Below are 11,073 nucleotides of genomic sequence, written 5' to 3' on the forward strand. Positions count from 1 at the left end.
TCGCCCGAAAGGACCCCCCATGACTGATCCCGCAAGCCACCCCGGGCAATCCGGGCTCCCCGCACTGTCGGGGAGCCCCACACCGACCGGGCACCCCACCCACGCCGGGCTCCCGGAGAACCAGCCCCACGACGGAAACCTGTCCCACCCCGAGACCCGCGGCATTGAACTCATCGATGATTCGCAGCGTGGCGGCAGGGCCCGGGACCTGTTCCCCGTTTGGGCGGCCCCCAATGTCAGCGTCCTCAACTTCACGGTGGGCGCCTCCCTGATCCTGCTGGGGCTGGATCTGTGGCAGGCCTGCCTGGTGATCGTCGCGGGCAGTCTTCCGTGGATCTTCACAGGCATCATCGCCGTGAGCGGGCCGGCGGCGGGAACGTCGGGGTCAGTGATCACGCGGGCCATATATGGAATCCGGGGGAACCGCGTGATTGTGGCCTTCTTTGGCTGGTTCATTTCAGCCGTCTTCCTGGCCCTCAACTGGTTGGCATCCTCGTTCATGGGCGCCGAACTCCTGTCACAGCTTGGCTTCTCCGATCCCATCGCCGGGCCGGTGCTGGTCACCATGGTGGTAGCCGCCATCACCGTGCTGGTAGCCGTGTTCGGGCATGGACTGATCCTGCGAAGCTACCCGTACGTGGCGCTGGTGCTGTTGGTCATCTTCCTGCTGGTGACGGCGTTCGTGCTGCCCCACGTGGACTGGGCCTACACCCCAACGACGAACGGCAGTGCACTGGATGGGCTCCCGCTATGGTCCGCGGCCAGCATCGGTTTCGCCATCCTCGCCTCCACACCCCTGTCCTACTCCAACAGCCCGGACCTGGCACGCTACCTTCCGCGCGGCACCAAGCCATGGCGGATCATCGCCGCAACGGCGCTGGGCGGAGCGCTCCCCTGCATCTTCTTCACCGCGGTGGGGGCGTTGCTGGCCACGGGCATCGACACTGCGGCCATGGACGCCGGCATCGAATCCGCGCTGCTGGCCCTGTTGCCGGCATGGCTCGGTCCGGTCTTCGTCATCGGAGTCATCATCAACACCATCGCCCTCAATGGCATGACCACCTACACGGCCAGCATGGCGTTCCAGTCCATCGGCGTACCCATCCGCCGCATTCCTTCGGCAATCGTGGTGGGCGCCATCGGCACCGCCCTCACTGTCTACCTGGTGATGTCCACGAGCCTCCTCGAAGCGGTGAACCTGATGCTGCAATTGCTGGTGCTCATCTCAGGGCCAACCATGGCGGTCTTCGCCACCGACGTCATCCGGCGCCGCAACCGCTACAACGGCGCCGATCTCTTCGACGAACGGCCGGGCGGACGCTTCTGGTACACGGGCGGGTGGCACTTTCCGGGCCTGGCGGCAGTGGTGCTGGGTGCCGCCGTCGCATCTTTGTTCCTCACCAACAGTCTTTGGACCGGGCCTGTTGCCGCGGCCATGGGCAACATCGATCTCTCCGTCCCGGTGTCCCTGCTTGTCACGTCCGGCGTCTATGTGGTCCTCAGCAGATCCTCGAACAAACCCGCGGCACTTCCCGCCAAATCCACTACCGAAGGAGCCCACGCGTGATCACCGCTGCCGGCAAAACCGGAACCCACCCACGCCGCTACTCCGGCGCTCCAGAAGGCCAACCCACCATGGACACCTGGCAGGAGGCGCCGGACAACAGATGGGCTTTCGCGAACCTGGGCGAACTGATTCCGACGGCGGTGGTCCCCCGCCGCGCGCCGGCCACCACAGCGGCGGCCATTGACCGCCCGGGAGCCTTGGCCGATCGCGTCCCGCAACTCGCACGGCGGCTCGAGGCCACGTTCACGGACGCCCTGGTGGTGCTGCAGGACAACACCGTGGTGGCGGAGTATTACCGTCCGGGCTTCGCGCCGGATGCCAGGCACCTGATCATGAGCGTCTCCAAATCCCTCTGCGGGCTGGTCGTGGGGGCACTGGTGGATGCGGGCCTGATTGTGACTTCTGCTCCTGTGGTGGACTACGTCCCCGAGCTCGCCGGATCTGCCTATGACGGGATGCCCGCCAATCCGGTCACCGTGCAGCACGTCCTGGATATGACCCTGCACATCGACTACAGCGAGGACTACCTGGATCCGGACTCGGAGGTCCAGGCGCACGACCGCTCGGCCGGGTGGCGCTCCCGCAGGGACAACGATCCCCGGGACACCTATGAGTTCCTGACAACCCTCCGCGGCAACGGCACCCTGGGCACCTTCCAGTACTGCTCGGCCAACACGGACGTCCTGGCCTGGATCATCGAACGGGTCACCGGGATGCGGTACGCCGAGGCCTTGTCCACGTACCTGTGGTCCAAACTCGGCGCCGACCACGACGCCACCATAACAGTGGACTCCACGGGCTTCGGCTTCGCCAACGGCGGGGTCTCGTGCACCGCGCGCGACCTCGCCCGTGCAGGCCAGCTAATGCTCGACGGCGGCAAAGGTCCGGGTGGCAGGGTGGTGTCCGCCGAGTGGGTCCGCAGCGTGTTCGCGGGCGGCGATCCACGGGCCATGGCCGGGCAGTCATTCAGCGCGGTGCATGCCCGCGGCTCGTACACCCGGCAATGGTGGTGCACGGGAAACGATCGTGGCATCATCACCGCTATCGGCATCCACGGCCAATACCTGTGGATCGATCCGAGCACCCAAACCGTGATCGTGCAGTTCTCCACGTGGCCCGAGCCGGATTCCGCACACCGTCATCGGGAACAGAACCAGCTGCTCATGGACATCAGCGAAGCATTCCAGCCCACGCCAAAAGCAAAGGACACCCCAGCGTGACAACGCAGCTTTACACCAATGCAAGGATCTTCACCGCGGACACCCGCCGCTGGGCGGAAGCCATGGTGGTCCGGGATGAACGGATCCTCTATGTGGGCGATGCCGGAACAGCGCACCGCCTCGCACCGGACGCCCACGTTGAGGACCTGGGCGGAAGGCTGGTGCTGCCCGGATTCGTTGATGGGCACGCCCACGTGATCGGCACGGGAGAAGCGCTGGGCCAGGTGAGTCTGTGGGGTGCCGGGTCCGTGGACGAGATCCAACACCGGATCAAGGAAAGGGACAGCGAACAGCCTCTGGCGCAGCGGGTCCTCGCCACGGGATGGCTGCATGGAGTGATCCCCGGCGGCGTTCCCAATGCGGGCATGCTGGACGCCGTCCTTCCCGGAAAGCCCGTGTATGCCTTTGCCTACGATTTCCACTCGGTATGGGTGAATTCTTCCGCCCTCCGGGAGCTTGGCATCACGGATGAGACGCCCAACCCCTTGGGCGGCACGATCAGGCGCGACCAGGACGGGCACGCCACCGGCTACCTCGACGAGAATGCCTTCTACGATCTGGTGCTGCCATTCCTGGATGCCCAATCCTCCGACGACGAGCACGGAAAGAGCATCGCAGCAGTCCAGAAGGCCTACCGTGAGACGGGTGTGACCACGGCGTGCGACATGGGGTTCAACGAGACGGACCTGGAAACTTTCACGCGGGCAGAGAAGGACGGCACGCTCACCAGCCGACTCAGGGCCTATTGGCGGGTGAACAACTCCGGCTCTGCCGAGGACAACCTTGCCCAGGTCCGCCGGGCGGCCGCGCTCAGCACCGGACCCTCAACGCCCTTCCTGAGCGTAGTGGGCATCAAGGTGATCATCGATGGAACCATCGACGGGTGCACCGCAGTCCTCGGCCAACCCTATGCCGACGGTTCGAACGCCGAACCGATCTGGAGCCTTGAGGAACTCAAGCCCGTGGTAGCGGCAGCCGATGCCGCTGGCCTCAAGGTGGCCATGCATGCCATTGGAGACGAGGCTGTGCGGATCGCGATCGACGCCGTGGAACATGCGGTTGCCCTGAACGGCCCGCGCGAACGTCGCCACCGGATCGAGCACCTGGAACTGGCGGACCGGAACGACGTGGAACGCCTCGCCGCCTTGGGCATCACAGCGAGCATGCAGCCCGTCCACGCCGATCCCGCGATCAGCGACAACTGGTGCGCCAAGCTGAACGACCACCGCGTCAAGGAGGGCTTCGCGTGGCCGTGGATGACGGAGGCCGGAGCACGGTTGGCGTTTGGTACCGATTCCCCCACGTCACCCCACGCGCCGCTGCCCAACATGTACGTCGCCACCACGCGGGCATCCGCTTTGGACAGTTCGGCGGGCTCCAACGTCCCGAAGTTCGCGCTGCCCCTGGCGGAGTCGATCGAGCACGCCACCCGGGATTCTGCGTGGACAAGCGGCGCCGAGCATGAGGTGGGACGGCTCGCTGCCGGGCTGTATGCCGACTTCGTCGTCCTGGACACCGACGTCTTCAGTGCCGGGAGCCCAACTGCCCTGTTGGAGGCCAAGGCGCTGCGGACCGTCGTGGGCGGGAAGACGGTCTACCAGGCAGGAAGCCAGCCCGCCAGCGACGCATGACGGCGGGCTGCCGCCGTCGTGCGTTTCGTCGCCTAAGTTGTGGTGAGCCTTAGTCCTCGTAAAGGTGGCGGCCACGGAACCGCACCTGCCTTCGACGATGCCCGTGGCCGTGGCAACATCCCGGATGCGCGCGCGATAACAGCGGCCAACCCGTCTGCCAGTGGCAGGTCAGTATCCATTGCCCGCCCAACTCCGTGGATGCCGGTCACGGGAAATTGCTCCATGTGGCGCAGGAAACTGCGGCGGACGTGGAGGCAAGGCAAAATGGAAGGCATGACCCTCACAACTTTTGCCCTCGTCCGCCATGGCCAGACCGACTGGAACGCCGAGCGCAGGTTGCAGGGGGCCACGGACATTCCCCTCAACGAGATTGGCCGGCAGCAGGCCCGCGACGCCGTTGACGTGCTGTCCGACTACGAGTGGGACACGCTTGTTTCCTCGCCCCTGGGTCGGGCGGCAGAAACTGCCGACATCATCGCGGAAGGACTGGGCTTGACGGTAGCCCGCCGCGTTCCGGAGCTGATCGAGCGAAGCTTCGGTCCCGCCGAGGGCCTGCAGGCCGGACCCGAACTGGAGGCACTGCGCATCCCCGGAGGCTTCCGCGGTGGCGAGAGCGACCACGACGCCGCAACCCGCGGCACGGCGGCCCTTGAAGAACTCGCCCGCGAATTCGCAGGCCAGCGCGTGCTGGTGGTCAGCCACGGAACGTTGATCCGGCTCACCCTCGACCGCGCCATCGGCCGCACCCTGGACAGCGTCCGGAACGCGGCGCTGAACCTGGCACACCACCACCCGGTGGACGGCTGGGAGCTTGAGTTCTACAACGGCGAGCGCCTCACCGCAGAGGTTGCCGGCCAGGCGTCTTTGGGCCGGATTTAGCCGGCCTGGAGGCGGCTGCGAAGCTTGTCGGCGTAGTCCTCGTAGGCCGCAGCGATCTCCTCAAGATCCACTGTCAGGGGGAAGTCGATCACGGGTTGGTGCTCGGCCATGAAGTTGGCGGTTTCCTCCACCACGGCCTGCTGGTCGAAGCCGTCCAAGCCAATTTCGGCGAGGAAATCCGGGGTGACCCGGACCACGGATTCACCCGTCTGCCCCTCGGCGGCCCAGCGCACTGCGTATTCGTCCTGGTTCACACGTTCAATGTCGAAAGACTTCTCCATAGGAGCAGCCTACGCGGTCAAAAGCGCACGACGGCGGGGCTGCCGCCGTCGTGCTCTGCTGCTTTCGCCAGTCACTGCCAGGCCGCGGGTGACGGCGCACCGCAACCGCAACACCCAGCGTTACCGCCACTTTCCCTATGACTGCCTCCGCTGACTGGCCGGCGGAACCTTCAGGCTTCGGGGCGCCGTTCCACAATGGTGTCCGGAGCGGTGCGCCGCTCCACCACGGTATGGCGGGTCCTGCTGGACATGATGATGGAGATGATCAGACCGAGGACGCCGACGGCCATCAGGATGTAGCCGATCAGGACTTGGTCAATGAAGGGGATCAGCCCTGGCGTCAGTGCGAACGCCAGGATCGCTCCGATGGCTATCAGGGCTATGGAAGAACCTATTCTCATGATGTGCTCCTCTGCGTGGCGTTCGGCCCGAGGAGGAACCACTGGCCGACCGAATATGATCAGCCTACTTATCAAATGGGGACGAGGCCAGAGTTTGTGGCCGTCATTGTCTGTGTGGGTATCACAGTCCCCGCCGCCCGGATCTTCGGGAACGGTTCAGCGCCCATACCGTGCGGCGAATCGGGCAATCGCTTCCTCCGGAGTGGGCACGGGACCAAAAACTTCGGCCTGGCGGGAGGTATGGGCGACGTAACGACCAGTCTCGAACCAGGCAGACATGCTTGCCATGTCCCCCACCAGCGGCGCGAAGCGGGACGTGACCTTGCCCGCGAACTGGAGTACCGGCGTCGGAATCGATGTCACCTTGATGTCCACTCCCTCGGCACCCCTGGACAGCAACCCAGCTGCCTCGAGCATGCTCACGGGCCTGGTCCAGCCGATGTCGATGCGCTCCCCGCTGGCGATATCGGCGTCGACTGCCGCGGCGAGGTACTGCGCGAGGTCGCTGGTGAGGACGAAGGTCAGCGGTACGTCCTTCCGGCCGAACCACATGATGCGGCCCTTCTGGAAGGGATCGCCACGCATGCCCGCGATCTGGTCGAAGAAGGCACCCGGTCGCAGCGCGACGAATGGGACACCCAGCTCCTGCAACTTGTCCTCGGCGAGTTTCTTGTGCCAGAAGTGCGGAACCTGCGGGGTTTGGTCGCTGGTGAGGATGCTGATCAGGACGAACCGGCGGACTCCGGCGTGGTTCGCTGCGACGGCCAGGTTGTTGTTGCCGAAAGTGTCGATCGCCTCGGCGTTCTTGTCATTCCTGGTGTAGCCGGCGGCCGTCGAGATCACGGCATCCACGCCGGTCATCGCCTGGATGAGCGACCCGACGTCGAGCATGTCGCCGCAGGCGATCTCCACGCCCTTGGCCTGAAGCTTGGACGGATCCGACGTCTCACGCACCAGCGCGCGGACCGGCTTGCCGCGGGTGAGCAACTGATCCACCACCTGGCCACCGAGGTATCCGGTGGCACCAACAACGAGGACGGGTTTGTCTCCAGCCATGGCTCCTCCTGGAATCGATGCTTCCAGAACACCGGGGTGGTGTACAGGCAAGGCTTGAACGCAAAGCACAGAAAGTACGGGTAGCGTCGGGCTTAGTCCAGCCTGTCCGAACGCAAAGGAGCTGAAATGGCGAGAATCGAGGACTACGCACTCATAGGCGACCTCCACACCGCCGCCCTGGTGGGCCGCAACGGATCCATCGACTGGATGTGCCTTCCCCGGTTCGATTCACCCGCGTGCTTCGCCGGGCTGCTCGCCGATCCGGAAGCGGGCCGATGGCTCGTTGCCCCGGCCAACCCTGACCCCGCCAACGGCGGCAACTGCACCCGGAGGCAGTACCGGGAGGACACCCTGGTACTGGAGACGGAATGGGACGTGGATGGCGGCAGCGTCCGCGTCATCGACTTCATGCCGGTGCGCGACGACGCCGTGGACCTGGTCCGGATCGTCGAGGGGATCAGCGGCGAAGTGGAGATGCAAATGGAGCTGGTGCTCCGGTTCGACTACGGGCGGGTGGTGCCCTGGGTACGCAAACACGGGCAGGGAATCAGCGCCGTGGCCGGGCCGGACTCCGCCTACATCACCACGCACGCACCCTTGGAGGGACGCGACAACCGCACCATCAGCGAATTCACCGTCAAAGCCAGCCAACGGGTCCCGTTCGTGCTGCGTTGGGCGCCCAGCCACGAGCCGGAACCGCGGCGCATCGACCCCGCACGGGCGCTCGCCAACACCACCTCTTTCTGGCGCGAGTGGATCGACCGCAGCGAAATCGCCGGCAAATACAAGGAGCCGGTGGAGCGGTCACTGATCACGCTCAAGGCCCTGACGTACGCCCCCACCGGAGGGATCGTCGCGGCAGCAACTACGTCCTTGCCTGAACAACTCGGCGGTCCACGGAACTGGGACTACCGCTACTGCTGGCTGCGTGATGCCACCTTGACGCTCCAGTCGCTGCTCGCCGCCGGATATACCGAAGAGGCATCGGCGTGGCGGGACTGGCTTCTGCGCGCCATCGCCGGCGATCCTGCCGACCTGCAGATTGTGTACGGGCTCGACGGCGCCAGGCGGCTTCCCGAAATGGACCTGCCTTGGTTGGCTGGTTACGAAGGTTCAACGCCGGTACGCATTGGCAACGCTGCCGCACCGCAATTGCAGTTGGACGTGTGGGGCGAAGTCCTGGACGGACTTTCCCTGACGCGGGCGGCTTCGCCCGCAGGGACAGAGGACAGTTCATGGGACATCCAGGTAGCGCTCATGGAATACCTCGAAGGTGCGTGGGACCAGCCCGATAACGGGCTCTGGGAAATGCGCGGACCGCGGAGGCATTTCACGCATTCCAAGGTCATGGCCTGGGTGGCCGCGGACCGGATGGTCAAAGCCGTGCGGAAATCCGGGCTGCCGGGTCCTGGAGACCGCTGGGCCGATCTGAGGTCCACCATCCACACGGAGGTCATGACCAAGGGTTTCAACGAGGACCTCAACACGTTCGTCCAGTCCTACGGAAGCAAGGAACTGGACGCGAGCCTGCTCCTCATCCCCCGGGTCGGTTTCTTGCCGCACCACCACTCCAGGGTGGTTGGTACGGTGGAAGCCATCCAGGAACGGCTCACGGATGACGGGCTGGTCCTCCGCTACCGGACCGGGTCCGGGCACGACGGCCTGCCCGGCGACGAGGGGGTGTTCCTGGCGTGCTCGTTCTGGATGGTGGACGCGTTGCTGGGCATCGGAAAACGGAGCGAGGCGACCTCACTGTTCGAACGGCTCTTGTCCTTGCGGAACGATGTTGGACTGCTCAGCGAGGAATGGGACCCGCGCACGCAGCGACAGCTCGGTAATACGCCCCAGGCCTTCAGCCACTTTCCGCTGATCCACTGTGCGTTGCAGCTGCACCACGGGCAGGCCCCCGGAAGTGACACGCCGATCGGGGGACACGGCGGCGACGCGGAGATGTCCCGGAACGCCGCGCCCACACCGGGCAAGCAAACGACGCAGGGCTGAGCGGGCGCCCGGCAGGCGGCGTACGGGAGCCGCATCCCGCGGTCGTGCGGCTACGCTCCGGGCCGAGTGGCACCGTGGTGGGCTGCCCGCGGAGTCGGGTCCCGCCGTCGTGCGTTTGCCGCGGTCAGCTCTCTGTCTTCTGATCGTCGGGATCCGGAGCCTCGGCTCTTTGCTTGGCCTCCTCCAGGTGCTGGTCCAGTTTCCGCTCGGCCTCGCGCCGGCGCTGGCCGACGGTTCGCATTTGCTGGGTGGTGGGCGAACCGGCGTCGCTATCCTGCCATTGCCGGTCGTCCCCCGAGGCTTGGGGCTTCTCATTGTGGTCTTGGCCCATAGGAAAATCGTCCCATTCATGGCGGCGACGCAACACCCCCGGCTCTTGGGCGGCACCCGATGGGCAGGTAGCGTGAGCTCTGGATGAGCGATACCACCAGCCACCTTGCCCGCAGCCATGATCGCTACAAAGAGAGGGGCCTCGGATGTGCCGGCTCTTCGGCCTGCACGCGGGCTCACGTCCGGTGCGCGCCACCTTTTGGCTCCTGGATGCGCCGGACAGCCTGTCCGTCCAGAGCAAGCGGGAACCCGACGGTGCAGGCATTGGGATCTTTGGGCCTGACGGTTCGCCGAAAGTCACCAAACGACCCCTCGCGGCGTGGGAGGACCATGCGTTCGCCCGGGAAGCACGGACCCTCAGGAGCACCACATTCCTGGCCCACGTCCGCTACGCCAGCACCGACGCGCTTACGGCGGCCAACACGCACCCGTTCGAACAGGACGGGCGGCTGTTTGCCCACAACGGCGCGTTTTCCGGCTTGGCCTTGCTCGACGATCGGCTGCGCTCGCTGGGGGTCATGGACCTGGTGCAAGGCCAGACCGACAGTGAACGGTTCTTCGCACTCATCACCGCAGAGGTACGGCGCACCGGTGGCGACGTTGCTGCCGGGATAGCCCGGGCCGTCAGCTGGACCGCGGCCGAAGTGCCGGTGTTCAGCCTCAACTTCATCCTGACCACGGCAACGGATGTCTGGGCTTTGCGATACCCGGCGACGCACGGGCTTTACATGCTTCGACGGGATCCCGTCACGCCCACTCCCGCGGCTCCCTTGGACGCCCGAAGCAAACGGATCCACTCGCGGAGCACGGAACTCGCCGGCTCGCCGCACGTCCTCTTCGCTACCGAACCCATGGATCACAACCCCGGCTGGCGGCCCCTCGAATCCGGCGAACTGGTGCATGTTGGACCCGACCTCACGGCGGCATCCACGTTCCCGTTCACGGATACTCCGGCGCATCAGCTCACGCTCGCAGACCTCGACCCGGCAGCCGCGGAGTCGCAACATCCCTGAGGTTTTCCACATAGGGCTGGTGGGACGTTCTTTCGGGGTTGGCATGGTGTCAGGGTTGGTTTATGGGAATTGGCGGTGGGTTTGGGGCGGCAGAGGTGGCGGACGCGGGTTCCGAGGCCACTTCGGGTTCCGGGGCCACTTCGGGTGTCGCCGGGCTTCTGCTTGATGCCAAGAGTGTGACGGAAAAGATTCCGGGTAACCCGGAGCATCTCCGGACGGAACCATCGGCACCCTCCACACGGGCCGTCTCTGAACCTCTCAAGGACTCCCTGGGTGGTCCGGGCTCCTCTTTGAGTGATGTTTTGGATGATGGGGCCACGGCCCTTGAGAGCCTGCGGGATTCGGCCCTCCCGGCAGCGGGGTTGTTCGGTTTCGGGGAAGCGGCGGATTTCGCTGGCCGGGTCGAGGAACTCGCCCGCACCATCGAGTACCTGCAAATTGTCGCGGCCCAGGCGGTGGAACGGACCCGGGAAGAAGCCAAACACGCCCGCACAATATCCGCACGGCCAGGCAGCACCGGGTGGCGGACCGGCTGGACCGAGGACGAGACACCCGCCGATCAAGGCCGTCAAACCGCCGGGAGCGCGGCCCAGGGTTCCGTTCTTGATGACGGGTACCGGAACGCCGCGGAGTTCCTACGCGCGCGGCTGCGGATCGAGATCCGCGAAGCCCGGCGCCGCCTGTCCCAAGCCGC

General features: G+C 65.7%; 10 protein-coding genes and 1 pseudogene. 7 read left to right on the top strand and 4 right to left on the bottom strand.

Going from position 1 to position 11,073, the window contains the following annotated elements; genetic code table 11:
* The first annotated feature begins 19 nt into the window (after positions 1-19).
* The 4 genes from ACIPV6_RS08145 (at position 20) to ACIPV6_RS08160 (ending at position 5,297) form a co-directional block, all read left to right on the top strand.
* Positions 20-1,567, top strand: coding sequence for a purine-cytosine permease family protein (locus ACIPV6_RS08145; protein ID WP_400270386.1), 1,548 nt, complete (start codon positions 20-22; stop codon positions 1,565-1,567).
* Positions 1,564-2,787, top strand: coding sequence for a serine hydrolase domain-containing protein (locus ACIPV6_RS08150; protein WP_400270387.1), 1,224 nt, complete (start codon positions 1,564-1,566; stop codon positions 2,785-2,787). The genes ACIPV6_RS08145 and ACIPV6_RS08150 overlap by 4 nt, the downstream gene beginning before the upstream one ends.
* Positions 2,784-4,418: an amidohydrolase gene (locus ACIPV6_RS08155; protein WP_400270388.1), complete on the top strand. Its 1,635-nt coding sequence runs from the start codon at positions 2,784-2,786 to the stop codon at positions 4,416-4,418. Before ACIPV6_RS08150 ends, ACIPV6_RS08155 begins: the two co-directional genes overlap by 4 nt.
* Before the next feature lie 264 nt (positions 4,419-4,682).
* Positions 4,683-5,297 carry a histidine phosphatase family protein gene (locus ACIPV6_RS08160; RefSeq protein ID WP_400270389.1) on the top strand — a complete coding sequence of 205 codons (615 nt, stop codon included), beginning with the start codon at positions 4,683-4,685 and terminating at the stop codon, positions 5,295-5,297.
* On the opposite strand, the gene ACIPV6_RS08165 is transcribed toward ACIPV6_RS08160, so the two are convergent.
* From ACIPV6_RS08165 to ACIPV6_RS08175, 3 genes are all read right to left on the bottom strand, one after another.
* A complete protein-coding gene (locus ACIPV6_RS08165; RefSeq protein ID WP_400270390.1) occupies positions 5,294-5,578 on the bottom strand; it encodes a hypothetical protein in 285 nt (94 codons plus the stop codon). The two genes, ACIPV6_RS08160 and ACIPV6_RS08165, sit on opposite strands and share 4 nt — an antisense overlap.
* Positions 5,579-5,748: 170 nt before the next feature.
* Positions 5,749-5,979 carry a DUF6458 family protein gene (locus tag ACIPV6_RS08170; protein ID WP_400270391.1) on the bottom strand — a complete coding sequence of 77 codons (231 nt, stop codon included), beginning with the start codon at positions 5,977-5,979 and terminating at the stop codon, positions 5,749-5,751.
* Between the two features lie 156 nt (positions 5,980-6,135).
* A complete protein-coding gene (locus ACIPV6_RS08175) occupies positions 6,136-7,035 on the bottom strand; it encodes an SDR family oxidoreductase (protein ID WP_400270392.1) in 900 nt (299 codons plus the stop codon).
* A 126-nt stretch (positions 7,036-7,161) separates the two neighbouring features.
* Here ACIPV6_RS08175 and ACIPV6_RS08180 point away from each other — a divergent pair, with 126 nt between their 5' ends.
* Positions 7,162-9,036 carry a glycoside hydrolase family 15 protein gene (locus ACIPV6_RS08180; protein WP_400270393.1) on the top strand — a complete coding sequence of 625 codons (1,875 nt, stop codon included), beginning with the start codon at positions 7,162-7,164 and terminating at the stop codon, positions 9,034-9,036.
* 124 nt (positions 9,037-9,160) lie between these two features.
* Here ACIPV6_RS08180 and ACIPV6_RS08185 read toward each other — a convergent pair whose 3' ends face one another.
* A complete protein-coding gene (locus tag ACIPV6_RS08185; protein ID WP_400270394.1) occupies positions 9,161-9,367 on the bottom strand; it encodes a hypothetical protein in 207 nt (68 codons plus the stop codon).
* Between the two features lie 145 nt (positions 9,368-9,512).
* Here ACIPV6_RS08185 and ACIPV6_RS08190 point away from each other — a divergent pair, with 145 nt between their 5' ends.
* Positions 9,513-10,379, top strand: a complete 867-nt coding sequence (locus ACIPV6_RS08190) for a class II glutamine amidotransferase (RefSeq protein WP_400270395.1) — start codon at positions 9,513-9,515, stop codon at positions 10,377-10,379.
* A gap of 62 nt (positions 10,380-10,441) precedes the next feature.
* Positions 10,442-11,073, top strand: a pseudogene (locus ACIPV6_RS08195) (HNH endonuclease); the annotation flags it as partial.

The organism is Paenarthrobacter sp. NPDC089988 (genome assembly GCF_044748465.1).
Classification (GTDB): domain Bacteria; phylum Actinomycetota; class Actinomycetes; order Actinomycetales; family Micrococcaceae; genus Arthrobacter.

What these genes read in the sequence shown, in the direction of transcription:
- ACIPV6_RS08185 (WP_400270394.1), bottom strand. Translation starts at nt 9,367, where the DNA reads ATGGGCCAAGACCACAATGAGAAGCCCCAAGCCTCGGGGGACGACCGG.
- ACIPV6_RS08160 (WP_400270389.1), top strand. Translation starts at nt 4,683, where the DNA reads ATGGAAGGCATGACCCTCACAACTTTTGCCCTCGTCCGCCATGGCCAG.
- ACIPV6_RS08180 (WP_400270393.1), top strand. Translation starts at nt 7,162, where the DNA reads ATGGCGAGAATCGAGGACTACGCACTCATAGGCGACCTCCACACCGCC.
- ACIPV6_RS08165 (WP_400270390.1), bottom strand. Translation starts at nt 5,578, where the DNA reads ATGGAGAAGTCTTTCGACATTGAACGTGTGAACCAGGACGAATACGCA.
- ACIPV6_RS08170 (WP_400270391.1), bottom strand. Translation starts at nt 5,979, where the DNA reads ATGAGAATAGGTTCTTCCATAGCCCTGATAGCCATCGGAGCGATCCTG.
- ACIPV6_RS08190 (WP_400270395.1), top strand. Translation starts at nt 9,513, where the DNA reads ATGTGCCGGCTCTTCGGCCTGCACGCGGGCTCACGTCCGGTGCGCGCC.
- ACIPV6_RS08145 (WP_400270386.1), top strand. Translation starts at nt 20, where the DNA reads ATGACTGATCCCGCAAGCCACCCCGGGCAATCCGGGCTCCCCGCACTG.
- ACIPV6_RS08175 (WP_400270392.1), bottom strand. Translation starts at nt 7,035, where the DNA reads ATGGCTGGAGACAAACCCGTCCTCGTTGTTGGTGCCACCGGATACCTC.